Here is a 25,834-nt window from a genome sequence, read left to right as displayed (position 1 = left end):
TTCTCCCTTTGTCTGAGTTGCATGACATGCTGGTCGCAGCTGTCGTCCCGTCCACAAAGGTTGCCGCCGATCTTTTTCCCCTGACCCTGCGGGTCATTCCTCGCGGAGCAAAAAGACCGGCACCTGCCCCTCCCCTCGGCCCGCCCGAGCTGGACGATCACATCGATGGATTTCCGGATGTATTCCCGAACCTCGGCAAAGGTCAGTGGTGTGCCGGCCTGCAGCACCATGATCGCCAGTCGATCGATTGCGAGTTCTGCGGTTTCCGCGTGGATGGTGGAAACCGACCCGCCATGGCCGGTGTTGATGGCCTCGAGGTAGGTCAGGGCCTCGGCACCGCGCAGCTCGCCGACGATGATCCGGTCAGGTCGCATACGGAGGGAGGCTTGAAGGAGAGCGTTGGCGCTGCGTTGCGAACCGGCACCGCGGTCGGCAAGGAGGGCGACGGTGTTGGGCTGGCCGGGGAAGAGCTCAAAAGCGTCTTCGATGGTGATCAGCCGCTCGTGCTCGCTCACATGGGTCAGGAGGTGGCGGGCGAACGTGGTCTTCCCGGTCGAGGTGCCGCCGCTGATCAGGACGTTGAGCCGCGCCTCGACCAGAGTCTGCAGCGCGGCCTCAAGGTTCTCCTCCGCTAGACTGGCGATGTTTTTCATCTTCTCCGCGCGGAGGGCGTCGAGCGAGACGGCCTTGCCGAAGAGATAAGCCGGGGCGTAGTCCCTAATGCTGCCAGAGGCGAAGAGGCGAATGGTGATCGAGGCACCGCGATCGATGGCGGGCGGCACGGCGACCTGGACCCGAAGCGGGCGGCCCGCATATTCCACCTTGCCGGAGACGAGGGGGTTCTTTTCAGAGACGCGGGCCTTGGCATCGCCGACGATGGTCTGGGCCATGTTGAGGGCTGTGGTCCGATCCACGGTCTGACCTTCGTGGCGCATGCTGGCATCCCCCGCGACCTCGAGCCAGACCTTGCCGTCGGGGTTGATCGCGATCTCGACCACGTCGTCACGCCGCAGGAGATCGCGGAACGGGTCGAGATAACGCTCGAGGTATGAGGCTGGCGAGGCCTGATCCATCAATTCGGTGATTCCGGTAATATTGAACCTGGTTTCGCTGCCTCTCGCCTGCGGCTCGAACGCGAAACCTGATGCTTCTTTTTCATTGTGAACCGGAACCCCCGTAGATCACCACATCCCGGTCCACGAGCACGGTGACCGAGGCGCCCTGATCGACATAGATCGTCGGCGCGATCGAGACCTGATCGGCGATGACCGACCCGACAGCGTCCTGCAGGTCGCTGCTGACATCGCCCAGGACAATGCTTGTCGTCTCGTTGTTGGCACTCTCCGCCGCCACGGCAGGCGCCGCCCCGATCACGGAAATCAGCGCCGCCCCGCCGAAGCGCTCGGCAAACTTGGTGTCGACGAGACCAGTGAGGCCCGAGCGGCCAAGCTGGTCGCCGCCCACAGCGGCGATTTCCATCGAGGTGCCGTCCGGGGTCAGGACGCGGGTCCAGAGGATCAGGATGCGCTTCTGGTGCATTTCGATCCCGGAGCGGTATTGGCCAAAAAGGCGGGAGCCCCGGGGGATCAGGATCCGGTCCCCGGAAAACGCCGGGACCGGCTCGGAGACGACCGCGACCACGGAGCCCGGCAGGTCGCTGTTTATAGCGGTCTGGAGCGCCGCCTGGATGACGGACCCTTGCGTCAGCGTGCGTTCGGGATGGGTGAGGCGGGCAGCTTCTTGCACTTCGAGTGGGCGCGCGCTTTGCAGGAACGCCTCATTGCCCGAGAGTACCGGGCCCCCGGTTCCAGCGGCAGCAGGATCGGCGACCGCCGCGCCACTTTGGCCACCACGGGGACCGTCAGCGTAGACCACGGCGGGGGATTTGATTTGCGCGGTCAGAAGCTCTTTGGCGACCTGTTCGGCCTCGCGCTGGCGCTGCTCCTCTTCCTGGCGTCGGCGTTCTTCGAGAAGGCGCTGATCGGCAATCAGACCCTCGCGGTCGAGCTCGGCCTCGAGCCCCTCGCGCTGCGCGCGTTCGGCATCCAGCATGGCCTGCAAACCTTCGATGCGGGTCTCGGTCTGGCGCTGCAGATTGGCCAGCTCGGTTTCCTTTGCGGCGAGCGTTGCTTCGAGCGCGGCCTTTTGCTCGTCGAATGCTTCCCGAAGATCTGAGACGGCGGACTGGATTTCCGAGTTGCGGGCGGCCTGGCTGGCGGCCAGCGCCTCGCGCAGCTTGGCGATCTCGGCCAACACTTCGGCGCTCGGCTCAGGTGCTGGCGCCGCAGGCACCTCGAGCGCTTCCTCGACGGCGATCAGCGCGTCGTTGACCCGTTGCTCGGTCTCGTCAGGCGGAAATTCCAGCCGCCCGCCGGTGCCGGGGCGGCGGTCCTGGAAGGTCTCGACATCGGAGGTCTCAAGTGCGCTGTCACCTTCCTGCAGACCAGTGGCCAGGAAATACGCGACCCCGGCGCCGCCAAGGGCGAGGGCCGCGGCGAGCGCACCGACCCCGAGGCTGTTGCCCCGGCGTCCGGATTTTCCACGCTGGTTGAACTGGTCGAGGCGGTCCTGCAGATCGGGAGGGGTTTGATCGGCCATGGTCAGTTGCTCACGTAGATCGCGCTTTCGTCGCGCCAGGCGCAGATCGCCTCGTCGCCGATGCGCAGCGTCCAGTAAGTGTTCACCCCGAGCACCCGGACCGTGTTGCCTTGCTGGGTCCAGTTGACCGTCCGCTCGCGACCCTGGTCATCGGCCTTGAAGAGGGCGGGCTGGCGACTGTTCTCCGGGAAGACGAAATACGTGTAGCGCCCGTCGTCGTAGATATGGCTGGGGCGGAAATCACCTTCGCCCGAGACGCGGTAGTTGTAGTTCCGCGGAGCCTCATAGCCCTTGGGCTGGGTGGCACCCGCCGCGCGGCGTTCCTCGTCGGGGTAGCGGAAGCGCACCTCGAAGAACATACCAGTGCGGTTCGGGATCGAACCCTCGCGCAGGTGGAAGGAATAGGTGCGGCGGTTGGTGATCACCGTCATGTTGGTCGAGGCATTGGCCACATGCGGTTTGATCGTGAGAACATTGCCGAGCTCGGGGATCGGATCGACCTGGAAGCTCTCGGTGTCGCCGACAATGACCGCCTCGAACCTCTCCCCGGCCCCGAAATGAATCGTGGTCGAATGCCGCAAGTCAGTTTCGATCCGGTAGACCTGGTTTTCATTGTAGACGGCAGTGCGGATGCGGATATCGAGCGGGCCGCCTTGTGGCGTGGCTTCGGCGGATGCGGCAACGGGCATGGCAAGCGCCAGGAGGAGCGCAGGTAGAGATCTCATTTAGGTCAGTTCTCCAGGGTCTCGGCGTCGACGCGGTAGGAGGTCACCACGAAGCCCAAGGGGTTGGCCCAGACGTCCTGAAGGCGCTGGCGGGTTTCGGGTTGGAAGTCGTAACCGACAGTGGCGACGTAAGACCGAGTGACGGTGCGGGTATCGCGGGGACGGCGCAGCGTGCGGGTGAAACGGACCTGGGCCACGCCGCGCTCGATCTGGTTCACCGACTTGATCACCACCTCGATCTTGGCGTCACGGCCATAGACGGTAATCGGGTAGTCTTCGTTGGTGGAGGACCAGAGATCGCGCAGCGTGCGCGCGGCGTCGCCATCCGAACGGTCGAGCACCGAGTTGATGCGTTGCTCGCCATCGGTCAGGTCATAAGTTTCCCGATCATCGACATAGGCCACGAGATTGGCCTGGATGATGGCATCGCTTTCCGAGAGTGTCAGCGCCTGGACGGCGGCGACCCGGTCCATTTCGCCGGTTTCCTTGTCGACCACGACCACGAAGGTTTCGGTCGTCTTGAGCGGAAAGAGGCTCGCGCCGGCGACCATGCCGGCCACGCCGACCAGCACACCGGCCGCCGCGACCAACCACGCGAAGCGCTCGCGCCGTCTTGGCCCGTAGATGAAATCCGCCTCAAAAGCATCGCGATCGGGCGCGGGGGAACTGGTCACAAGCTTCTTCAAGTCAATCGTCTTTCACATCAGGGTTTGCGGAAGGCCTTGGCGGCGGAGAGAAGCGCGCCGGGGCTTTGCCGGATCATCTCGCCGGTTTTGACCACGCCCGCATTGGCCATCTGGTTCAGCTCGTGCGGAGACTTGCCGGTGACGAGGCGGGAGGTCGCGCCGGTGCCATACTGGCGCGTGTTCACGAAGCCCTGACGCGCGAGGCCGGTCAGACCCACGGCGTTGGAGGCAATGCCCACGACGCCGGTGAGGTTGGAGGCGATGTAGGGGACCGAGGCCATGATCCCGGCGCTGAGGATCAGGATGACGAGGAAGGGCAGGATGAGGCTGACGGTCTCGACATCACCCGGATCGGCGGAGGCGTCCCCGATGGCCTCGGCGATGGCGACAATGATGCCTGCGGCCCCGGCGGCGGCGACCGGCATGAGCGCATAGCCGATGGTGGCGCGGGTCCAGGCCTCAAAAAGCGACTGGGTTGGTTTGAACAGCGAAGTCACGATCATGAAGGGGGCGATCACGATCATCAGCGCGAACACAATGCGGGCGAAGGCGATGATCCCGGCGGTGACGGCGGCAAAGACGGCTGAAAGGACGAAGAAGATCGCGCCCAGGACCGCCCCGAAGACCCAGCCCGCCCGGTCGCCGATCGTGTCGCCATAGGCGGTGATGCGGGCGACCATGTTGTCGAGGCTCTCATAGACCCCGGCCTCATCGCCCGAGCCGGTGAGCGCGAGGATCGAGGCCCCGACGGAGTCGGGCACGCGCGTGACGATGTCATAGATGACGCTGAAATTATCCCAACTCTGCGCGAATATGCCCACGAGCGCCACCTTCATCCCGAAGGCAAAGCCGGTGCCGAAGGGCAGGGGGCGGAGTTGCATGACCGCGTTGATCCCGAGGAGCACGACGAGGAGCGCGGCCCCGGCCGAGATCACGTCGCCGACAGCGCCTGCCGAAGAGACAAAGCCGTCCTGCGCCACAGTGTCTACCGCGGCGTCGACCTGTCCCAGTATGTCGCGAATTACTCCCATCTATTCCGCACAGACCTCCACGACCTGAGCCTCGAGCGCGTCGGCCTGCGCGTAGAGATCGAGCACCTTGAACGGCAGACGCGGGTTGTCCGAGGTCTGGAACCGGGGCATGGCGTCAAGCGCTTGGTCCCAGGTGAAGTCGCCCAGCAGGCAGGTACAGCTCTCCGAGGCGAGCGCCTCTTCAGCGATCAGGATACGCAGAATCGCGCGGTAACCATTGCGAAGGTATGCGGTCTCGGCCAGATCGATGGGCGGTTTCGGGACCCGGCATGCGTCGGCCTGGTCCCGCGCGATGGCCATCGAGTTGAAGGTCGTGTCGCCGGAGGGATCTGTGCTCGGGGTCTGGGCCAACGCAACACTGGGCAGGGTACTCACGACAAGTGCGGCGAAGCAAAGAGACCGAATTGATGCCAAGCTGTGAGTCATGGTTTGCCTCATGGGTCCACCGCCATCGAGCGGAATTTGCGCTCATCCGCGAGGGTCGCGGCATCGACGACGCCAAGCTGGCCGGCACTGACGCCTTGCGCCGCTTCCAGCCGCCAGATTTGGGTCAGGATGATGCCGAGCTCGGCGGTGACGCGGGTGTTGAGATCGACAGCGGCCTTTAGACCGTCCTGATCATCGATGAGCCCGACCATGGTCTCGAGCCGCTCGAGGCTTTGGCCTGCCTCCTCGTGGCTTTCCTGCGCGGCGACGGACAGCATGGCGCTGGCTCCGGCGGAGGCGGCTATGCGGTTGTCGGCGGGCTGATCCGATCCCGAGAGCGTGCTCAGGCGCTCCGAGGTGAAGCCGCTGCCCGACAGCACGCGCTCGACGGAGGCCGAGAGTTCCGCACCGGGATTGAAGCCGCTGAGGAAATCGCCGCTGGCCAAGGACTGCGCGGTGTTGAGAGGAGCCACGAGCTTGCCGCGCAGCGCGCGGAATTCCTCGACTGTTGCGAAGAGCTCGCCCAACCCGCTGCCCTCGATCAGCGAGGTCAGTTGCGCCTCAAGGTTTGTGAGCTGCGACAGCTGGGTTTCCAGTTCCAGCCGCATGGTGGCGAGTTGCTGCATCTGGACATTTAGATCCTCAGCCATGTGTTCGAGCTGGGCGACGAGTTGGCCAAGCTGCGAGCCATCGAAGGTCGGCACGCCCTGAGCCGTGGCGGGCCCGCTGAGCCCGAGCGCGGTGACCGCGGCGGCGGTCAGGAGAAGCTGTCTCATTCGGGAACTCCCATTTGCATGAAGTCGCGCTCGGCCAATCGGTCGGCGACGAGGTGCTGCGCGTAGGCTGCCTCGCGCTGCTGGTTGGCGGCCATCAGCCGGACACGAAGATTGAGAATGCGGGCGATCTCGGCCTTGGCGTAGGTGTTGAGTTCCCAGGCCGCCTTGGCATTGGGCTGCGCATCGATCTGCAGGATGATCGCGCGGAGGCGGTTGATCACTTGCTCGGTCGTTGCCGAACTATCGGCGGCGTAATAGACGCCTGCCTCGGAGATGCTGGCATATTCGGCCAGTGCAAAATCCGAGGGCGAGAGCGTCCCGAGCGCGTCGGCGCCGCCAACGACAGCCAGGTATTCGTTGTAGAACTTCGAGATGTTGCGCACGTAGCCCTGGGTTTCGGCAAAGGGCGGCACGCCGCCATATTCGATGACCCGGCCCGGTCCGGCGTTATAGGCCGCAAGCGCATGGGGGATGTTGCCGAAGCGGCCCAACTGCGTGGTGATGTAACGCGCGCCGCCGCGCAGGTTGTCCTTCACATCATAGCGATCGACGCCGAGGTCAGACGCGGTTCCAGGCATGAGCTGGGTCAGCCCATAGGCGCCGACCGGGCTTTCGGCGGCGACGTTGAAGCGGCTCTCCTGCTTGATCAGGGCCTGGAAGAGGCAGCGCCACTGGGTGGCGGAGAGGCCGGCGCGGGCCACACCCGGCGCGCCTGCGAACTCGCCCGCGACCTCGACGATCATCATCTCGACGGTCTCGCGGCCCTCGCCAAAAAGGCGGCTCACCATCGGACTCGCATCGGTGTTCGGGTAGACCGCCGCCACCCCGAAATCCGCATTGCCCTCGAGCGCGCGGATATCGAAGCCGGGGCCGGTGATCGCGGCGGTCATCTCCTCGAGGACGCGCAGTTGGTCGGCCTGGACGTCGGCCAGCGTGGACTCGGTGCGGTCCTTGTCCTGCTGCACGCCCAGATCCTCGGCCAATGCCGTCACCCGTGCGATGGCGCGGCCGATCGCGGAATTGTCCTGCGTCGGAACCCCTTGGGCATGCGCGGGCAGGGTACCGAGGCCGAGGCAAAGCCCGGCGGATATGATCGCGGCGCGGTTCATTCCGGACGGGGCAGGGGCTCGAAGGTGCAGTCGGGCTTGTCCGTCTCCTGAACCGCTGCGCCCATGGTCGAGAAGGAAAGCGCGGACCGGGTCACCTGCGGCTCGCCATTGCGACCGAAGCAGGGCGAGGTTTTCTCGGTGTACTTTTCGCAAGCCGACAGCAGGCTTGCGGCAGCGCAAAGCGCCAGGAGGGGTTTTGAACTCATATCACATGTCTCCAGAAATCGGGATTGGCGCGCCAATCGGCAGGCACGCGGGCCTCGCCGGTGGCACCGCCGCCAAGGATGGGAAGGAGGTCTCCAAGCGCGGAGAGATCGGCGTCGACGAAGACGCTGTCGCCCGCCGAGCGCACAAGCGCGATGCGCTGGCCGATGGTGGGCTGGACGAGAAGGGCCGCCTCTTTGGCGTTCACGCGGAGGAAATCGTAATCCGAGATTGTGGCGCGGTCGTTCGGGAAGAGGATCTGGGTCGGTACTGTCTCGACGATGGTCTTGCCGACGCGGCTGTCGCGCAGCTGGCTTGGATATTGCGTCATCATGATGACGACGCAGTTCATCTTGCGCAGCGTCACCAGCCAGTTTTCGAGTCGCGCCCCAAAGTAGGGATCGTCCAAGAGCTTCCAGGCTTCGTCGAGGACGATGATGGTGGGGCGGCGGTCCTCGACCACGCGTTCAATCTGGCGGAAGATATAGGAGAGCACCGCCATGCGCTCGGTGGTCATGTCGAGGATTTCGGTCATGTCGAAGCCGATGATGTCGGAGGCCAGTTCAAGCCCGGCACCCTGTTCCGGCTCGTCAAAGACCCAACCGTAGCGCCCACCCGGCGCCCATTCGGCGACGCGGCTTTGCAACTCGCCATCATCATCAAGCGATTGAAACAGCGTCTCGAAACTAACGAAGCGTTGCAGCGCCGCGCCCGCATCGGCGTTCTGCCCGACGGCACTCTGGATATGGCGGGATTGCTCGCCCGAGAGCGTGCCATTGCGCGTGAGAAGGGTCGCAAGCCAGTCCGAGAGCCAGGCGCGGCCACGCTCATCGGTCTCGGTCGCAAGCGGGTTCAGCCCCGTGGGAACACCGGCCCGGATTTCGTTGTAGCGGCCTCCGAGGGCGCGCACGGCCATCTCGAGGCCGCGATCCTTGTCGAAGAAGAAGAGCCGCGCGCCGACCCGTTGCGCCTGCGCCGCGAGGAAGGCGGTGGTGAGCGTCTTGCCGGTGCCGGTGCGTCCCAGAACGAGGGTGTGGCCGACGGTCGGTTCCTTGCCCGGGCTGCCCGCCTCGTGGAAATTGAAGCGATAACCCGAGGTGCCGACCGTCGGCAGGACCGAAATGGTCTGACCCCAAGGCGACTGATCCGGCCCGCGCCCTTCGACGCTGCCGTGAAGTGCCGCGAAATCCGCGAAGTTGATCGAGGAGATCGGCGTCTTCCGCGCCCGGTAGCCGAAGTTGCCGGGGGACTGCGCGAAGTAGGTGGCTTTCAATGCCATATTCTCGCGCACGATCACCGACATGATCTCCTGGCCCACGCGCTTGATCTGGGCGGCGGCCCGTTCGAGCGTGTCGCGGTCTGGTGCATAGACGGCGATCGAGAGGTGATGGTCGCCAAAGGCGATGCGGCCTGCTTCCTGATCGTCGGCGGCTTGCCCGAGTTGCTCGCGCAGGGAAACGGCGGCATCGTCGGAGGCATGCATCTGGCGGATGATCCTTTGGATGCGCTCAGCCATGATGTTGTTCGGGATCGGGCTGAAGGAGTTCGTCAGTACGATGTCGAGCGGCAGGTCGAGCGCGTCGAGCAGCGTGACGTCTGTAAGCGCCGGATAAGTCTTCATCGAGAAGAGAGCGCCGTATTTGACCTGGCCGGTCACGGCGTCGGTCAGGGTGACCACGTCGCCGTCGAAGGTCGCGCGGCAGTTGCTGAGCGTGTGCGAGAGGGGCAGGGTGCTTTGCCCGAAGGAGATCGGGGAGAAGCTGCCTGCGTTCAGTGTGTTGAGGTAGCCCAGCCACTCCCCGCCCGACTTTGTGAGCCTCACGGGATTGGCCGAGGCAAGCGCCACCTCGAAGAAGCCCATGACCTCGTTCAGCTCCTGCAGGCGCGTCGCGCGGTCCTTGACCCAGGCCTTGCGGGCCAGCGCGCGGAGGAGCGGAATACGAGCCGAAATGTCGGGGCGCCGGATCACGCTGAGATAGAGCTGGCGCTTGGCGGGGCAGAGGTCTTTGACATGGGCCTGCCAGCGCGCGTCGATCGCGGCTGCGAAACTGTCTCCCTCGATGGGGCGCATCCCGAGATCCTGCGGCACGGAGATCCGGTGAATGTAGAAGCCGAAGGCACTGCCAGTCTGGGCGACGATGGCCGCGACCGCGCGTTTGAGCGCGTCGAGCCGGGCGTCCTCAGAGGTCATCGGATTCAGACCATCAAGGCGCAGGGTCGCCAAGAGGTCGCCTTCGCGCAGGACCATGACATCGTCTTCCGCGAGCGCAAAATACGGCAGATGCTCCGCGAGATAGCTCTCCCGCGCGAACGCCCCGCCGCCAGCCTGAAGCAGAGCGGTTCCGTGAGTGGAAAGAGTGCCCGCATCAAGCGCCAAAGCTGTCGCCTCCGTGCAGGGCCCGGTTCTTCGTCGGGCGCACTGATCCATAGGAGACGCGCAGCACTTCGAAGAAATGCGGCTCGCGGTCAGCGACGAACCAGAGGATCGGATAGGCGACAAGGCCGATCAGGAAGAACACCATCGACTTGGTCCAGATGAACGGCAGAACGACCCCGGTCGCCAGTACCACGAGGTATCCGACAGGGAGGCCCAGATACTTGGGCGGTCGGGCGAGGCCCAGAAAAAGGGGGGATCGTTCTGCCAACTCTATTCTCCAACCTCAGGAGAAGCCGTCGACGATGGTGCCGGCCGAGAAGATCAGCACGATCCCGATGATGACCGAGGCGAACCAGCCCCAGTTCAGCCGCCCCATCATGCACATGAAGCCGGTGCCGATGACCGCGAGCGTGGCGACCGCGATCCCGATCGGACCGGTCAGCGCGGCCTCGACGGTTTCCAGCATGGTCTGGATCGGTGACAAGTCCTGCGCGAAAGCGGGCGTTGCGAAAGCTGCCAGGGTTGTGGCGACGGGCAAGAGGCGGCTGAGGCGATGTCTGAGCATGCGAAGTTCCCTTGTTTTACTGAAGATCGATGAGGACCGGAGCGCGCGCAGGCACCCGGGCTGCGACGCGGATGTCCGGCGAGGAAACAGGTGTAGCCGCGAGTCGGGACCGGATCCGGTGGATGCGCGCGATGTAGTCGCGGGTCTCGGTGAAGGGTGGAATGCCGGAATGCTCGACCACGCGGTGCGGGCCGGCGTTATAGGCTGCGAGCGCCAGATCGATGTCCTTGAACGTGGCGATCTGCGCGAGCAGATAGCGTGCGGCGCCATCGAGGTTCTGAGAGGGATCGCGCGGATCGACCCCGAGGCTGCGGGCCGTGTCTGGCATCAGCTGGCCGAGCCCATAGGCGCCTTGGCGATACGTTCGAGAAGGTCGAGGGAGGCGGCGAACTTGGCGTTCTCGACCTTGCCCATATGGCCGCGGCTCACGTCGGCCCGATGAGCAAGCTCCTCTTGGCTGAGGCCGCGGGCGCGTCTCAAGTCCTGGATGTTCAGTGCTACACGGTCCCGCAAGTTCATGCCCGCGAAACGGACACGCTGCGCGAAATATCGCCACGCGATATATGTTACATTCGGAAGTGCAGAGAAGAAATCTTGTAGCGGCGCGAGGTCGCCGAAATGGGATGCCTGCCGATACGCAGGTCACGGGATGATCCGTCTCGCAAACATTCTGGGCCGTTCAATCGTTCTTTCGGAAAAGGGCGGCACCGGCATTACCGGTGCCGCTAGTCGGTCGCTCCCGGGGAAAATTTGAAAGGCGACAACAGGGAGGCTGTAGAGGACTAATTCTACCGGAAATTTTGGGTTGGCCAAAAATCCCATAAGAGAACTTATGTTAGTTTTGTGGTTGTCGCGGCACCTCAGACAGCTTCGAGCGCGATTGCAATCCCCTGTCCCACGCCAATACACATGGTCGATAACGACTTTTCTCCAGGTTTGAGGTCCAGCATCGCTGAACCAGTGATGCGGGCACCTGACATGCCAAGCGGATGGCCGAGAGCAATAGCGCCGCCGTTCGGGTTCACGCGGGCGTCATCATCCGCGATCCCCAGGTGCCGTAGTGTGGCCAGACCCTGCGAAGCAAAGGCTTCGTTAAGTTCGATTACCGAGAAGTCTTCTTGTTTCAGTCCAAGTCGCGCCATCAGCTTTTCCGACGCCGGTGCCGGCCCGAAACCCATGATGCGCGGTGCGACGCCCGCGGTTGCGCCGCCCAAGACCCTTGCGATCGGTGTGAGGCCAAATTTTTTTGCGACGTCGCTGGTGGCAAGGATCAATGCTGCGGCACCATCGTTCACGCCCGAAGAATTCCCAGCGGTTACAGTGCCGTCCGCTTTTACGAAAGTTTTCAGTTGGGCGAGCGCTTCCAAAGTCGTACCCGCGCGAGGGTGTTCATCCTGTACGACGATCTTTGGCTCCCCCTTTCGCTGAGGAATCTCTACCGGGACAATTTCACGGGCCAAACGACCGTTCGCCATGGCATCTCTCGCCTTTCGCTGCGAACGCATGGCGAAGGCATCTTGGTCGGCGCGGTTGATGCTGAAGTCTTCCGCTACGTTTTCGGCCGTTTCAGGCATGCTGTCGACGCCGTATTGACTCTTCATCTGTTTATTGACGAAGCGCCAGCCGATGGTGGTGTCTTCAGCAGAATTTTCGCGCGAGAATGCAGTTGTAGCTTTTGGCATCACAAACGGAGCACGAGACATGCTTTCCACACCGCCAGCAACAATGAGATCGGCTTCTCCAGCTTTGATCGCGCGGGCGGCTGTGATTACGGCGTCCATACCCGATCCGCACAACCGGTTCATCGTCGTGCCAGGGACACAATCCGGAAATCCCGCGAGTAGCAGCGACATGCGTGCGACGTTGCGGTTGTCCTCGCCCGCCTGGTTGGCGCAGCCGAAAATCACTTCGTCAATGGCCGCTAGATCTAGCTTCGGGTTTCGGCTGGCCAGGGCCCTGAGTGGGATTGCACCAAGATCGTCGGCTCGCACAGAAGAAAGCGCGCCGCCATAGCGACCAATTGGTGTGCGGATGTAATCGCAGATGTAGACGTTTGTCATTCTTAGAGTGCCTTTGTCATATCCGGGACGGCGTCGAGCAGGTCTGCGACCAGGCCGTAGTCGGCGACCTGGAAGATCTGGGCCTCTTCATCCTTGTTGATGGCGACGATGACCTTGCTGTCCTTCATGCCTGCAAGGTGTTGAATTGCCCCGGAAATCCCGACCGCGATGTACAGCTCGGGCGCCACGACCTTGCCGGTCTGGCCGACCTGCCAGTCGTTCGGTGCGAACCCGCTATCCACCGCCGCGCGCGAGGCGCCGACCGCCGCGCCCAGCTTGTCGGCCAGGCCCTCGATGATCGCGAAGTTCTCCTCGGAACCGACGCCGCGACCGCCCGAGACCACGATCTTGGCCGAGGTCAGTTCCGGACGATCCGACGCCGCGACCTTGTCCTCGACCCAGGCGCTCAGGCCCGCGTTGCCGGCCGCTGCGATGGCCTCGACGGCGGCCGAACCACCCTGGCCAGCCGCGTCGAAGGCGGTGGTGCGGACGGTCAGTACCTTCTTGGAATCGTTGGACTTTACCGTCTGAATCGCGTTGCCCGCGTAGATCGGGCGTTCGAACGTGGACCCGTCCACGATGGCGGTGACGTCCGACAAAACCATCACGTCCAGCAGCGCCGCGACGCGCGGCAGGATGTTTTTCGCGCTCGCCGTGGACGGAGCAACGATATGTTCATAATTGCCTGCCAGGCTGACCACCAGATCGGCGACCGGCTCGGCCAGGCCGTTGGCATAGGCGGCGTCATCCGCCACCAGAACCTTTGCCACGCCGTCGATCTTCGACGCGGCCTCGCCTGCGGCAGCGGGGCCCGCAACCAGAACGGTCACATCGCCCAGCGATTTGGCAGCGGTCACCGCCTTGGCGGTGGCGTCCAGCGCCAGTGCACCACCGGCGATTTCTGCAAGGAGAAGAACAGCCATTACACGATCCCCTTTTCTTTCAGCTTCGACACCAGCTCGTCGACCGAGCCAACCATTTCCCCGGCCGAACGCGCGGCGGGCTCTGCCGTCTTGACGACGGTCAGGCGCGGCGTGACATCGACGCCGAAATCGGCGGCGGTCTTTTCGTCCAGCGGTTTCTTCTTGGCTTTCATGATGTTGGGCAGCGAGGCGTAGCGCGGCTCGTTCAGGCGCAGGTCGGCGGTGACGATCGCCGGCAGCTTCACCTTGATGGTCTGCAGACCGCCGTCCACTTCGCGGGTCACGACGGCATGCTCGCCCTCGATCGCAACCTCAGAGGCATAGGTCGCCTGACCCCAGCCCAGCAGCGCCGCCAGCATCTGGCCGGTCGCGTTCATGTCGTTGTCGATCGCCTGTTTGCCCGCGATCACCAGGCCCGGCGCCTCGGCGTCGATCACGGCCTTTAGGATCTTGGCCACCGCCAGCGGCTCGATATCTTGGTGCACGTCGTCGGCGGCCACGACGAGGATCGCCCGGTCCGCGCCCATCGCCAGCGCCGTGCGCAGCGTTTCCTGCGCCTGTTTCACGCCGATCGACACGACGACAAGCTCGTCCGCCTTGCCCGCTTCCTTCAGACGGATCGCCTCTTCAACCGCAATCTCGTCGAACGGGTTCATCGACATCTTCACATTCGCGAGACCAACTCCGCTACCGTCCGCCTTAACGCGAACCTTCACGTTGTAATCAATTAGGTGTTTTATAGGTGCAATTATTTTCATTGGCGTTTATCGTCTTGGAAATTTGCAATGGCAGTAACGGCCCGGGTTCCAGGCCGTTACTTGGGATGTGTCTCTGTCAATTCGCAGTATAACCGCCATCTACTACAATCTCTGCTCCGTGAACGAACGATGACTCATCCGATGCGAGGAACAGGACCGCATTCGAAACCTCTTCAGGTTTGCTTGGCCGCTTGAGCAGCGTGGCCCCCAGAATTGCCTGCCGGGTCTCTTCGTCGGCGTGTAGCAGATCTTTTGTCATGGGAGTATCGATGACACCGGGATGGATCGAATTGACACGTATGCCACTTTCGGCCAGGTCGACTGCGCAGGATTTGGTCAACATCCGTACGGCGCCTTTGGATCCAATGTAGGCTCCCGCCGAAGCGGCACCAACAATCCCATAGATTGAAGAAATATTGATAATTGATGCTTTTTCGGTCTCTTTCATCAATGGAACCGCGGCTCGGATACCGAGATAAACACCGCGTACATTGACGTTGATCGTCATGTCAAATTCGTCAGGCGAGGTTTCGTGGAGCGGCTTCAGAATGAGAATGCCAGCGTTGTTCACTAGCACATCAAGTCGACCAGCACTTGATTGCACCGTGGAGATGACATTCTTCCAATCTTCTTCAAGCGTCACGTCATGCTGAATGAATTCCGCCTTCCCTCCGGCTCCAATGATACCTTTTACTACGCTTTCACCCGCTTCCGTATCACGGTCGGTTACAAATACATGCGCGCCTTCACGTGCCAGCGTTTCACAATGGGCTTTTCCCATGCCCATGGCGCCACCTGTTACCAGTGCGACTTTTCCGGATACCCGTCCCATAGTTCTCTCCTGAGTGTTCATGAACAAATTTAATTGTTTCCGCCGGGTTTTCTTAATGCCCGACGGAATTCTTTACACCTTCTCGGCAGTGCGGTCGCGGATCAGGGATGTATAACCTTCCTCCTTAACCGCACTAATGGCATTGCGATAATTGCCAATCCCGGCCATGTAGAACATCACCGCATTCTTCTTTCCGGGGATATTTGCGCCGAAGATCCAGCTTTCAGCTTTGGGGAAGAGTGTCATGTCGGCGATTTCACGGCAGGTGCCAACCCAAGCGTCGCGCGCCTCCACGGTTGGCTCCACACTTTGAACCCCCTCTTCTTCCATTGCGCAAATCGTGTCAGCGATCCATTCAACTTGCGTCTCAATGCTGGGGGGCAGGTTAGTGAAGGGGCCATTAGGGCCAAGGATCATGAAGAAGTTAGGGAAGTCTACCTCCATCATGCCGAGGTAACCGAGTGGGCCTTCCTTCCAAGTGTCGCGCATGGTCACGCCTCCGCGTCCGCGGAGGTCCATTTTGACGTAATTGCCGTCGACCGCATCGAAACCAGTGGCAAAGATTACGATGTCAAGCTCATGCTCCTCGCCGCTTTCGAGACGAATGCCGTTCGGAGTGAACTCTGCGATCGGATCGGCCTTCACGTCGGCGAGGGTCACGTTGTCTCGGTTGTAGACCTCGTAATAGTTGTTTCCGCAAAGCGGGCGCTTGGCGTAAAGGTCCTTCGGCGTCAGTTTCTCTGCGACCTTGGGGTCCTTCACGATTTGCTTGATCTTGCCCTTGATGAAGTCAGCGGCCGCATCATTGGCCACTTGGCTGGTCGCAATATCGCAAAAGGTGCCAAACATGAAATAGAAACCACCGCCGCGCTGCCAGGCGGCTTCGAAGACCCGCTCCCGTTCCTCGGGCGAGGCGGTTTCGGCGGGTTCGGCGCTTTCTTCGAAGCCGAAGGCCACAACAGAATTCTTCACTTGATTCCAGATATTATCGTAGTTCGCCTTTTGCTCGGCGATGGTAGCATCGTCTTGCGGGGTGTTCCCAATCGGCACGACATATTGTGCAGAGCGCTGAAAAACAGTCAGGTGTTTTGCAATTGGTGCCGTTGCAGTGATAACCTGAACACCCGTCGAGCCGGTGCCGATAATGCCCACGCGTTTGTTGCTCAAGTCCACTCCCTCGGGCCAGGCACCTGTGTGTAAGATACGGCCTTTGAAATCATCGATGCCCTTGAATTTTGGAACATTCGTTGCGGACAAGAGACCGAGGCCAGTGACAAGGTATTTTGCGGTAACTGTCTCACCACTATCAGTGATCACGTTCCAGAGACCGGTTTTTTCATTATAGTGCGCGCCATCCACTTTGGTGTCGAACTTGTAGCTGCGTCGAAGATCGAGATGATCCGCTACCTCGTTCATGTATTCGAGGATCTCGGGCTGGGTCAGATACCGGGTTTTCCAGCGGCCTTTTCGAAGCAACTCTTTGTCAAAAGAATAGCGATAGACATAGCTTTCCGTGTCTGACAGCGCACCGGGATATCGGTTCCACCACCAGGTGCCGCCAACGTCACTGGCGCTGTCATAGCCCCGGACGTTCAGTCCCTGCTCGTTGCGAAGTTTGTGGACAGCGTAAAGCCCGCCGAAGCCCGCGCCAATGACGACTGCGTCAAAATCCGCTCCGACCGTTTTAGTATTCTCAGTCTGAATGTTCATATCACTCCTCCCAGAGTAAGACCGCTCCGCCCCGCAGATTGCGGGTGAGATGCTAGATGAATGTTTCGTAGGGGTTTGTCTCGCACCGCACCGCAATGCAGTGCGAGTACAGGTCTCAGAGGGCCCGATACCATGCGGCGATGCGACCAAGTTCCTCGTTTGCCTCGGGCGCGCGTCCCGAAAGCGCGGGAAAGACATGCTGCATGCCTTCGACGATAGACAGGGTCACGTTTACGCCCTGTGCCTTGGCCTTTTCGTGCAACCGTTCGGCATCGCTCTTAAGCGTCTCGGCCCCTCCGGCATTGATATAGAGCGGCGGGTAACCGGTGAAATCGTTCTCCAGCGGGTTGGCCAACGGATTAAGCGGATCCGTGCCTTCACCGAGGAACATCCCCGCCATCGCTTCGAGGATCGGTTTGCCGACTAGCGCATCGGTTTCCGCGTTGGTTTCCAGTGTTTCCCCGCGCATCGCCATGTCGAGCCAGGGCGAATAGGCGATGACCGCTCCGGGCAGTGGCAACCCAAGTTCGCGTAACTTCAGCACGCTGGCGATGGCAAGATTGCCGCCAGCACTGTCGCCAGCCGTCAGAATATTTCTTGCCTTGAAACCCTTATCCAGCAGCGCTTTGTATGCGGCTACTGCATCTTCGATCTGCGCCGGAAATGGGTGCTCGGGTGCGCGCCGATAGTGCAGGATCACCGACGTAACCCCAAGCACCTTAGCGAGGTGCCCTGCCATTTTTCGATGACTATCGGCTGAGCCGACGGCAAAGCCGCCACCATGAGTGTAAACAATTACACGCGAGGTATCTGCCCCGGCTGGTAGGGCCCAGATAGCCTCAACTCCTCCGACATGATCGCTTTTGTAGCTAACGTTTTCCGGCTCTAGTGCGGGCTGCCCCCATTCATCGAACATGCTGCGCAGGTTCGCGATCGTCAGGTCTGGGTTCTCGACCATCTGATCGGTCCAATTCTGATAAAGCGCCCGCAGCGTATCCGCTTCTCTACTGATTTCCATGTTTATCCTCCCAAGCATAACATTTGGCAAAGCCACCAACTGACGTCGCCAATCTCGAAGACGTCAAACGGTCAACGGCATACGCCAATTATCTCAGAGTAAGGGCGAAAAATGCGCCATGTATTGAACAATCCTGCTTTGGAAATAGTATGATCGTGCTCAGCCTGTCGTGAGGCAGATATGCCCGTTACTAGGCTCTGTTGATGGCGTGGATACCCCCTCCCGACGGCATCGCAATGTGCCACTATGATGAGCGTTAAAAGCCATCACAGAAGGAAGGAGCATCTATGTCCGAAATTAAAATTATCGGTGTCGACTTGGCAAAGCGCGTTATCCAGTTGCATGGTGCGTACAATGATGGGTCAGTCGCGTTTCGCAAAAAGCTTTCACGAGGCCAGTTTCTCGCGTTCGTGGCACAGCAACCCAAATGCATGATCGCCATGGAGGCGTGGCCACGGCGTATGGCTGGGGCCGCGAATTTGAGAAGCTGGGGTGCGACGTGCGGTTGATACCGCCGGTCTATGTGAAGCCGTTCGTCAAACGCCAGAAGAATGATGCGACCGATGCAGAGGCCATCTTGGAGGCTGCATTGCGTCCAACCATGCGCTTTTTCGCAGTGAAGACGGAAGATCAGCAGGCCCGTGCCATGCTGTTTCGCACGCGGCAGATGTTTGTCGGCCAGCGCCCCCAGATGATCAACGCTTTACGCGGCCACCTCGCCGAACACGGATTGGTCGCGGCCCGCGGGCCTGCCCATCTCAAGCGACTCGCGGACGCAATCGCAGGTGATGACACCGCGCTGCATGCTGAGGTTCGTGACCTCGGCCGGATGTATCTGGGGCAGATTGAGGGGCTGAATACGCGTGTTGCAGAGCTTGACGCGAAGATGCGATGTGCCGCCAAGAAAGCCGACTTGGTGCGCCGAACACAAACCATGCCGGGCGTGGTTCCTGTCACGGCGCTTGCGATCGAGACATTTGCCCGTGACCTGGCCACCTTCCGGCGCGGGTGCGATTTTGCCGCCTGGCTTGGGCTTGTGCCGAAGCAGCACTCGACGGGCGGCAAAGCCCGGCTCGGGAAGACCTCGAAGATGCGACAGCGCGACTCCGGACACTCTTGGTCTCTGGCGCTATGGCTGTCCTCCAGGCTGTCGAGCGGTTTGACACACCGAATAATGGCTGGCTGAAACGCCTACTAACCCGCAAGCCGCGCATGGGTCGCCGCGATTGCGCTGGCCAACAAGATGGCGCGTGGCCTCTGGGCCATCATAATGAAACAAGAGGATTACCGGAATCCGGTGGCGGCGATGGCATAGCGAAGACGGCATGCCACGACGTCCCGGTAAGTTGGGAGTGTGAGGAGGTCACTGAAAAGTAAGGGCAAAGGATCGATCAGATCCGGGTCAGAGAAAGCAGCATTTGTGCAGGAGCCACCGAGCTCGGTTTGTTGATATGCCTCTGGTCCGCGCATCGCCATACCGGCCCGCGGTTACATCAGCGCCGCACACAGAGGCCTGATACATGACCGCACCCGATCACACGCTCGCGCCGTTCAAAAAATCACTTGCACCAATGGGGGCATGCATGCACAAATCCCGTGTCGGACTCATCTTATGAATCCAGCGTGGTAGCTGAGGTGCATGAGCAGACCGACAACCCCGACATACAAGACCATGAACTGGCCCGCTTATAACGAAGCGCTCAAGCGCCGTGGCTCGCTGACGATCTGGTTTGACCCCGAGATGAGCTGGGAGGCCGTGCCGACAGGCAGAAGAGTTACAGCGACGCCGCGACCCAGACCTGTCTTTCGATGAAGGTCCTGTTCGGCATGGCCTTGCGACAGGCGACCGGGTTCGTCGAGAGCCTGTTGCGGCTGATCGGTCTCGACTGGACGGTGCTCGACTTCAGCACCCTGTCCCGGCGCCAGAAGACCCTGGCCGTGAACATCCCGTATCGCGGCTCCAAAGGGCCGTTGCACTTGTTGGTGGACAGCACGGGGATCAAGCTTGAAGGTGAGTGGCATGCCCGCAAGCATGGCGGCCCCAAGCGACGGGTCTGGCGCAAGATCCACCTCGGGATCGACGAGCAAACGTTGGAAGTGCGCGCTGTTCAGATCACCGGGAGCCACATCGGTGACGCTCCAGTGTTACCCAACCTTCTTGAACAGATCCCGGCAGACCAGCAGTGTCACGGCTGACGGTGCGTATGACACACGAAAATGCCAGGACGCGATTGCGGACCGTGGCGTCCACGCCGTTATCCCACCAGGTAAGAACGCAAAGTCTTGGAAGACCATCACCGCCTAAGCCGCGTCGAGACGAAGATGCACTGTGTTAAGTTGCTGGGGCAGCGCCTTATGGCGCGGGACTTTGACCGTCAGGTCGCGAAAACCCTTTCTAAATAACGAGGCACCCTCCAGTCGCAAGGGTCCTCTTTGACAAGCGCGCTAAACAGCGCGGTCAACCGATCCTTGCCGATATTTTTGGCGTGGTGCATCAGGCCTCCCCGCCAGCGGGGAAATCCGTAGCCGTGAATCATTACTAGGTCGATGTCTTGCGGTTTTTCTGCTACGCCTTCGTCAAGGATATCGCAGGCTTCCGCCACCATTGTGAGCAAGAGCCTTTCTACGATTTCGTCAGCTGAGAACTCGCGGCGAGTGAAGTTCATTTCTTCTGAGACACGGAGTATTTCGCTAGCGACCAGCTCCGAATGTGAGGGTTTGCCGTCTGGCCCATAGTCGTACCATCCGGCGCCCGATTTGCGTCCTAGGCGTTTGTGCTTTTCGACCAGCCGCTCGACCAAGGGCACGTGACCACAGCAGTTCCCTTCGGCAACTGCCTTGCGACGGATATTCGCGTAGGCGATGTCCAGCCCCGACATGTCCTGTGCAGCATATGGACCCATCGCCATACCGAATCCGCGCATAGCCGCGTCGATCTCGTCGACATTAGCCCCCTCCACCAGAAGGCGATTAGCGGCGCGACGGTAGCTCGACAAAATTCGGTTTCCGATGAAGCCATCGCAAACACCAGACAGTACCGGGATTTTACCAAGCCTGTGCGCCAGCACAAGTGCTGCACCTAATGTTCCGTCTGACGTTCGGTCGCTCCTGACGACTTCCAGAAGTTTCATAATATGCGCAGGACTGAAGAAATGCATCCCTACAAAGCGTGCCGGGTGTTTCAACCCATCAGAGAGCCGATTTACATCGAGATAGGATGTGTTTGTGGCAATGATGGTCTCGGGTGGCAGTGCGCCTTCGAGTTCGGTCAGGATCGCGGTCTTAACCGCAAAATCCTCGAAGGCCGCCTCGATTGCTAGATCGGTTGGTGGCAGAGCGTCATAGCCTGAGACCGTAACCAGCCGGTCTTCAACCGTCTTTGCCGCATCGACGGACAGAATACCGCGACTGATACCCTGATCAATCAGCTTTTGCAGGTTTTTACTGGCCCACTCGGCGGACGAGGCACTACGTTCGACGACAGTCACCGAGATCCCTGCGGTCGCCAGCGTGTACGCAATAGCTGCGCCCATATTGCCACCACCGACCACGATGGCGGTTTCAGCATCTCGGGAAGGTCGGGGGTAGGCGCGCCCCTTGTTGGTTGCGGTACGCTCGGTGAAGAAAACGTGCCTAAGGGCCCGCGCCTGATCCGAGGTACGAAGGTCCAAAAACGCAGAGCGCTCGCTGGCTAGTGCGTCGTGCAGCGGCGTCGTCGCACTGGTCGCGACTAGGTTCACCGCAACCTGCGGGGCATTCTGGCCAGGCATACGCCGCGCTACATGCGCTCGGGCGACTTCCGCTGCGACGTGGTTTGGCTTTGGTGAAGGAAGATTGTCGGGTGCCTGTGCCGCCTCAAGTACATCGTCATCGAGAGCTATGGCCGCGCCAAGCGGGTCATCGGCTAGCAGCTGGATCAGTCCCATTTTCAGTGCCTGCTCGGCGGAAACAGCCTTCCCGGTGACAATCATGTCAAGCGCAGCTTCAATACCGATAAGTCGCGGCAGTCTTTGGGTTCCCCCTGCGCCAGGCACGATCCCCAAGTTTACCTCTGGCAAGCCCAGTTTGGCAGAAGTTGAGGCGATGCGATAGCAGCAAGCCAGAGCAATCTCTAGTCCCCCACCAAGCGCAGCCCCGTTGATTGCTGCGATAGTAGGAATCGGGAGGTGTGCAAGTTGCATCAGCACATCATTTAGTTGTGGATCAACAGGCAACTTACCGAATTCCTTCGCATCCGCGCCCGCGACGAAGGTCGTTCCTGTGCCGGTGATAATCAGCCTGGTAGCCCCAGTTTCGAGGACTTTGAAGATACAGTGTTGTATTCCAGCCCGAACCTCCGCGTTGATTAGGTTAAGCGGCGAATTGTCTATGGTCAGAATTGCTGCGTCATTTGAGAAGCTTAATTCAACAGGCATGGGCATCCTCACAGCACTGGCGCGCGATTGCGCGAGATAAATTTGGTAATGAGATAGCCTTCGAAGGTTTCCGTCCCGCCTTCAGTCCCATAGCCGCTGTCTCTCACGCCTCCAAACGGAGTCTCGGGCAGAGCGAGGCCGAACTGGTTGATGCTTACCATACCTGCCTGCAAACCCGCAGCTGCTTTATCTGCACGCTCTAACGAATTGGTAAAGACATAGGACGCCAGCCCGAAGGGTAGCCCGTTGGCCCGCGACAGTCCGTCCTCTATGTCACGAAAAGACGAGACGACAGCAATCGGGCCGAAGGGTTCTTCGCGCATCAAGTCAATGTCGTCGTTGGGCGTATCGACGATTGTCGGGGCATAGAAGTTACCATGATTTCCAAGCCTTTTGCCTCCCGTCAACACCCGTGCGCCGTTTTCGCGGGCATCCTCGACGAGCTTTTCCATCGCATTCACGCGTCCGCGATGACACAATGGCCCCATCTGTGTGCCCTCGGTTAAACCATCGCCCACCTTTACGCTCTCAAATGCTGAAACTAGCTCGGACAGAAATCGGTCGTAGATGCCTTGTTGTACGTAAAACCGGGTTGGGGCGATGCACACCTGGCCTGCATTGCGCAGCTTGTTGCCCGCCAAGGCGCGCGCCGCGGCCGTGGCATCGGCGTCGTCGAACACCAATACGGGCGCGTGACCGCCGAGTTCCATCGTCGCCCGCTTCATGTGGCGGCCAGCCAATTCTGCCAGATGCTTGCCCACCTCGACCGAACCGGTGAAGGTGATCTTGCGCACCTCGGGGCGCGCAATAAGAGTTTCCGAAATGAAGGCCGCATTACCCCAGACAAGGTTCAGACAGCCTTCGGGCAAGCCTGCATCCAGCAGATAGCGCGCAATTGCCATGCAGCCCGCCGGAGCCTCTGCCGGGGCTTTCAAGATCATCGTGCAACCTGACGCAAGCGCCGCCGCGACCTTGCGTACCGCTTGGCTCAGCGGAAAATTCCAAGGCGTGATGGCAAGGCAGACGCCTATCGGTTCGCGCACGACAAGCTGCTGTACCCCCGGGCTGCGCGATGGAATGATGCGCCCATAAATGCGCCGACATTCCTCGGCGTGCCAGTCGACGTGGTCAGCTGAGGCGCGGACCTCAGCCAAGGCCTCAGCCAGCGGCTTGCCTTCATCGAGAGTGATCCAGCCAGCGATCAGTCTGTCATTTTGGCGCAGCAGGTCGGCAAACCGTCGCAAAATTGCACTTCGTTCCATGGGAGAGCTGTTTTTCCATCGGCGAAAAGCTGATTCGGCCGAGTGAACCGCATGGTCCAGATCTGCGGCGCTAGCCTGCGGAATCTGTCCGATAGTTTGCCCGTTTGCAGGGTTTATGACTGCACGATCCTCCGGCGTGGGAGAAGCGATCCAGTCCCGTCCGATGAGGTGCTGGATGGTCGGATAATTCATTTCTTTCATGGCGTTATGCCCTCGCTCAGTTGTGTCATCCGCAGGATCCGGCACGAAGGGGACCAGATGGACGACTTTAGTTTTCCGCATAGCGGAAAAGTTTACCACAGTATTGACGCGGACGTTATCGATCGTTTAGATGTGTTTCAAGACGCATAATTCTTCCCGAGGAGGGATGTCGTGAGACCAAGGAAAGACCGCACCAAGGACGCCGAGAGACAGGACCGCGATTTTGTCACGGCGTTGGCGCGCGGCTTGGAGCTGTTGCGGGCCTTTCGGCGGGAAGGGGAAGCTCTGGGGAATGGTGAGTTGGCCGAGCGCACTGGCCTGAGCAGATCGACGGTCTCCCGGCTGGCCTATACACTGAACAAGCTGGAATACCTCAGCTACGACCCGGATACAGCACGTTATCGACTGGCCCCTCCAGTGCTTTCGTTGGGTTTCTCCTGCCTTGCAGGGATTCCGCTGCGGCAACTGGCGAAGCCCTTTATGCAGGAGCTGGCTGATTACACAGGCATGCCGGTGGCCATGGCCAGTCGTGACCGGCTATCGATGGTCTATCTGGAGCGGTGCAAGGGCACTAATGCCGTCACGCTGGCGATCGAGGTTGGTGCCCATATTAAACTGGCCACGACCGCGGTTGGTCGCGCCTGCATAGCGGCGCACGACCCGGATGAGCGGGCCAGAATTCTGGCCCTTGTGGAGGAACATGAAGGCGACAACTGGCCGAATGTGCAGCCCGGAATCGAAGCAGCTATCGCAGACTACCAACAGCACGGTTACTGCACGTCCTTCACGGAGTGGAAACGTGATGTGAACGCTGTAGCGGTGCCCTTCGTGCCGAAGGACGGCTCACCCATTATTGCCTTCAACTGCGGTGGCCCTTCGCAAACCCTTACGCGCGACTGGATCGAAAGCGACGTCGCGCACCGCCTTGTCGATCTTGTCCGCCGCGTTGCGGCGGTCGCACCCTGAACAATAGAGAGCATCATGGCCCTTGATAAAGATACCCTTTCCCAGTTTCTCGACGCGCTCGACCGCTTCGTGAAAGAGCGACTAATCCCTTACGAGGATCGCGTCGCCGACGAGGATGTGATTCCGCCGATGCTGGTCGATGAAATCCGCATGATGGGCCTTTTCGGCATGTCGATCCCGGAAGATTTCGGCGGGCTCGGCTTGTCGATGATAGAGGAAGTGCAAGCCGCTTTCGTTCTTGGCCAGGCTTCGCCTGCGTTCCGGTCGCTAGTTGGCACCAACAACGGGATCGGCTCTCAGGGAATCATCATCGATGGAACCGACGAGCAGAAGGCGCAGTATCTACCAGCTCTCGCGTCCGGAGATATGATCGCATCCTTCGCCCTAACCGAGCCAGATGCTGGGTCGGATGCTGGCAGTCTGCGCACTACGGCGCGGCGTGACGGTAACGATTTCCTTCTGAACGGCACGAAACGCTACATTACCAATGCACCGCGTGCCGATCTATTCACGGTTTTTGCCCGGACCAATCCAGAGGCGGAAGGTTCTGCCGGCGTAAGCGCCTTTCTCGTCGAGGCAGGGACGCCAGGCATAACGCTTGGCCAGCCTGACAGGAAGATGGGGCAGAAGGGCTCGCACACATGCGACGTCATCCTTGACAATGTCCGCGTGCCTGCCGCGAACATTATCGGCGGGCCGGACCGTCTGAACAAGGGCTTTAAGACAGCAATGAAAGTCCTTGACCGGGGCCGACTGCATATTTCTGCCGTCTGTGTGGGCGCCGCCGAACGGCTGATCCGTGACAGCCTATCCTATGCGATGGAACGCAAACAATTCGGTGAACCCATCGCTGAAAAGCAACTGATCCAAGCCATGCTGGCTGACAGTCGCGCCGAGGCCTTCGCAGCGCGTTGCATGATCGAAGAAACAGCACGCCGCAAGGACGCTGGTCAGAACGTGTCGACTGATGCTGCCTGCTGCAAGATGTTTGCCAGTGAGATGGTAGGTCGAGTGGCCGATCGCGCAGTGCAAATCCACGGCGGTGCAGGATACATGGCCGAATATGCGGTCGAGCGCTTCTATCGCGATGTGCGTCTCTTCCGCATCTACGAGGGGACAACCCAGATTCAGCAAATACTGATCGCGCGGAATATGATCCGCACTGCAGCAGCTTAACAGGAGCGAAGACAAA

At 60.8% G+C, this 25,834-nt stretch carries 24 protein-coding genes and 2 pseudogenes; 4 read left to right on the top strand and 22 right to left on the bottom strand.

Going from position 1 to position 25,834, the window contains the following annotated elements; genetic code table 11:
• The 20 genes from ACP15O_RS17930 to ACP15O_RS17835 form a co-directional block, all read right to left on the bottom strand.
• Positions 1-1,073, bottom strand: a 1,073-nt coding sequence (locus ACP15O_RS17930) for an ATPase, T2SS/T4P/T4SS family (protein ID WP_425097391.1), incomplete at its 3' end; no start/stop codon positions are given.
• An 82-nt stretch (positions 1,074-1,155) separates the two neighbouring features.
• Positions 1,156-2,598: a TraB/TrbI/VirB10 family type IV secretion system protein gene (locus ACP15O_RS17925; protein WP_133840893.1), complete on the bottom strand. Its 1,443-nt coding sequence runs from the start codon at positions 2,596-2,598 to the stop codon at positions 1,156-1,158.
• A gap of 2 nt (positions 2,599-2,600) precedes the next feature.
• On the bottom strand, positions 2,601-3,323 hold the full coding sequence (locus tag ACP15O_RS17920) for a TrbG/VirB9 family P-type conjugative transfer protein (RefSeq protein ID WP_133840894.1): 723 nt from the start codon (positions 3,321-3,323) through the stop codon (positions 2,601-2,603).
• 5 nt (positions 3,324-3,328) lie between these two features.
• The gene (locus ACP15O_RS17915) at positions 3,329-4,009 is read right to left on the bottom strand and encodes a VirB8 family type IV secretion system protein (RefSeq protein WP_133840895.1); all 681 of its coding nucleotides are present in this window, start codon (positions 4,007-4,009) and stop codon (positions 3,329-3,331) included.
• 17 nt (positions 4,010-4,026) lie between these two features.
• The gene (locus ACP15O_RS17910) at positions 4,027-5,040 is read right to left on the bottom strand and encodes a TrbL/VirB6 family protein (protein WP_133840896.1); all 1,014 of its coding nucleotides are present in this window, start codon (positions 5,038-5,040) and stop codon (positions 4,027-4,029) included.
• Positions 5,041-5,466, bottom strand: a complete 426-nt coding sequence (locus ACP15O_RS17905) for a hypothetical protein (protein ID WP_133840897.1) — start codon at positions 5,464-5,466, stop codon at positions 5,041-5,043.
• Positions 5,467-5,474: 8 nt separating this feature from the next.
• On the bottom strand, positions 5,475-6,242 hold the full coding sequence (locus ACP15O_RS17900) for a type IV secretion system protein (RefSeq protein WP_152460853.1): 768 nt from the start codon (positions 6,240-6,242) through the stop codon (positions 5,475-5,477).
• Entirely contained in the window at positions 6,239-7,351 is a 1,113-nt protein-coding gene (locus tag ACP15O_RS17895) for a lytic transglycosylase domain-containing protein (RefSeq protein WP_133840899.1), read from the bottom strand. The genes ACP15O_RS17900 and ACP15O_RS17895 overlap by 4 nt, the downstream gene beginning before the upstream one ends.
• Complete coding sequence (locus tag ACP15O_RS17890; RefSeq protein WP_133840900.1) at positions 7,348-7,557, bottom strand: hypothetical protein; 210 nt, start codon at positions 7,555-7,557, stop codon at positions 7,348-7,350. Before ACP15O_RS17890 ends, ACP15O_RS17895 begins: the two co-directional genes overlap by 4 nt.
• Positions 7,554-9,983 carry a VirB4 family type IV secretion/conjugal transfer ATPase gene (locus tag ACP15O_RS17885; RefSeq protein WP_235872045.1) on the bottom strand — a complete coding sequence of 810 codons (2,430 nt, stop codon included), beginning with the start codon at positions 9,981-9,983 and terminating at the stop codon, positions 7,554-7,556. Before ACP15O_RS17885 ends, ACP15O_RS17890 begins: the two co-directional genes overlap by 4 nt.
• Positions 9,922-10,200: a VirB3 family type IV secretion system protein gene (locus ACP15O_RS17880; protein ID WP_038070148.1), complete on the bottom strand. Its 279-nt coding sequence runs from the start codon at positions 10,198-10,200 to the stop codon at positions 9,922-9,924. Before ACP15O_RS17880 ends, ACP15O_RS17885 begins: the two co-directional genes overlap by 62 nt.
• 15 nt (positions 10,201-10,215) lie before the next feature.
• Positions 10,216-10,497, bottom strand: coding sequence for a TrbC/VirB2 family protein (locus ACP15O_RS17875; protein WP_065335126.1), 282 nt, complete (start codon positions 10,495-10,497; stop codon positions 10,216-10,218).
• Between the two features lie 16 nt (positions 10,498-10,513).
• Complete coding sequence (locus ACP15O_RS17870; RefSeq protein WP_425097389.1) at positions 10,514-10,825, bottom strand: lytic transglycosylase domain-containing protein; 312 nt, start codon at positions 10,823-10,825, stop codon at positions 10,514-10,516.
• Positions 10,825-11,016: a helix-turn-helix transcriptional regulator gene (locus ACP15O_RS17865; RefSeq protein WP_425097388.1), complete on the bottom strand. Its 192-nt coding sequence runs from the start codon at positions 11,014-11,016 to the stop codon at positions 10,825-10,827. The genes ACP15O_RS17870 and ACP15O_RS17865 overlap by 1 nt, the downstream gene beginning before the upstream one ends.
• Before the next feature lie 341 nt (positions 11,017-11,357).
• A complete protein-coding gene (gene pcaF, locus ACP15O_RS17860; RefSeq protein WP_009804213.1) occupies positions 11,358-12,557 on the bottom strand; it encodes a 3-oxoadipyl-CoA thiolase in 1,200 nt (399 codons plus the stop codon).
• A gap of 2 nt (positions 12,558-12,559) precedes the next feature.
• Complete coding sequence (locus tag ACP15O_RS17855; protein WP_009804214.1) at positions 12,560-13,480, bottom strand: electron transfer flavoprotein subunit alpha/FixB family protein; 921 nt, start codon at positions 13,478-13,480, stop codon at positions 12,560-12,562.
• Complete coding sequence (locus ACP15O_RS17850) at positions 13,480-14,238, bottom strand: electron transfer flavoprotein subunit beta/FixA family protein (RefSeq protein ID WP_009804215.1); 759 nt, start codon at positions 14,236-14,238, stop codon at positions 13,480-13,482. Before ACP15O_RS17850 ends, ACP15O_RS17855 begins: the two co-directional genes overlap by 1 nt.
• A gap of 76 nt (positions 14,239-14,314) precedes the next feature.
• Positions 14,315-15,070: an SDR family NAD(P)-dependent oxidoreductase gene (locus ACP15O_RS17845; protein ID WP_009804216.1), complete on the bottom strand. Its 756-nt coding sequence runs from the start codon at positions 15,068-15,070 to the stop codon at positions 14,315-14,317.
• 72 nt (positions 15,071-15,142) lie between these two features.
• Positions 15,143-16,780 carry a flavin-containing monooxygenase gene (locus tag ACP15O_RS17840; RefSeq protein ID WP_009804217.1) on the bottom strand — a complete coding sequence of 546 codons (1,638 nt, stop codon included), beginning with the start codon at positions 16,778-16,780 and terminating at the stop codon, positions 15,143-15,145.
• Positions 16,781-16,895: 115 nt separating this feature from the next.
• Positions 16,896-17,798, bottom strand: coding sequence for an alpha/beta hydrolase (locus tag ACP15O_RS17835; RefSeq protein ID WP_017468330.1), 903 nt, complete (start codon positions 17,796-17,798; stop codon positions 16,896-16,898).
• Positions 17,799-18,085: 287 nt separating this feature from the next.
• On the opposite strand from ACP15O_RS17835, the pseudogene ACP15O_RS17830 reads away from it, so the two are divergent.
• Together ACP15O_RS17830 and ACP15O_RS17825 are read left to right on the top strand one after the other, a co-directional pair.
• Positions 18,086-19,113: pseudogene (locus tag ACP15O_RS17830) on the top strand (IS110 family RNA-guided transposase).
• A 324-nt stretch (positions 19,114-19,437) separates the two neighbouring features.
• Positions 19,438-20,186, top strand: a pseudogene (locus ACP15O_RS17825) (IS5 family transposase); the annotation flags it as partial.
• Here the strand turns inward: ACP15O_RS17825 and ACP15O_RS17820 are convergent.
• Together ACP15O_RS17820 and ACP15O_RS17815 are read right to left on the bottom strand one after the other, a co-directional pair.
• Positions 20,174-22,213 carry an FAD-dependent oxidoreductase gene (locus ACP15O_RS17820; RefSeq protein ID WP_040609072.1) on the bottom strand — a complete coding sequence of 680 codons (2,040 nt, stop codon included), beginning with the start codon at positions 22,211-22,213 and terminating at the stop codon, positions 20,174-20,176. The pseudogene ACP15O_RS17825 and the gene ACP15O_RS17820 sit on opposite strands and share 13 nt — an antisense overlap.
• A gap of 8 nt (positions 22,214-22,221) precedes the next feature.
• On the bottom strand, positions 22,222-23,667 hold the full coding sequence (locus tag ACP15O_RS17815; RefSeq protein ID WP_084658595.1) for an NAD-dependent succinate-semialdehyde dehydrogenase: 1,446 nt from the start codon (positions 23,665-23,667) through the stop codon (positions 22,222-22,224).
• A 180-nt stretch (positions 23,668-23,847) separates the two neighbouring features.
• Between ACP15O_RS17815 and ACP15O_RS17810 the strand changes: the two genes are divergently transcribed.
• Both ACP15O_RS17810 and ACP15O_RS17805 read left to right on the top strand, forming a co-directional pair.
• On the top strand, positions 23,848-24,642 hold the full coding sequence (locus ACP15O_RS17810) for an IclR family transcriptional regulator (RefSeq protein ID WP_009804224.1): 795 nt from the start codon (positions 23,848-23,850) through the stop codon (positions 24,640-24,642).
• Positions 24,643-24,657: 15 nt separating this feature from the next.
• Entirely contained in the window at positions 24,658-25,818 is a 1,161-nt protein-coding gene (locus ACP15O_RS17805) for an acyl-CoA dehydrogenase family protein (protein ID WP_007120593.1), read from the top strand.
• The last annotated feature ends 16 nt before the right edge of the window (positions 25,819-25,834 follow it).

The sequence above is a fragment of the Youngimonas ophiurae (nom. illeg.) genome, from assembly GCF_049803795.1.
GTDB lineage: Bacteria > Pseudomonadota > Alphaproteobacteria > Rhodobacterales > Rhodobacteraceae > Thalassobius.
This window is presented reverse-complemented; position numbering and strand designations above follow the sequence as displayed.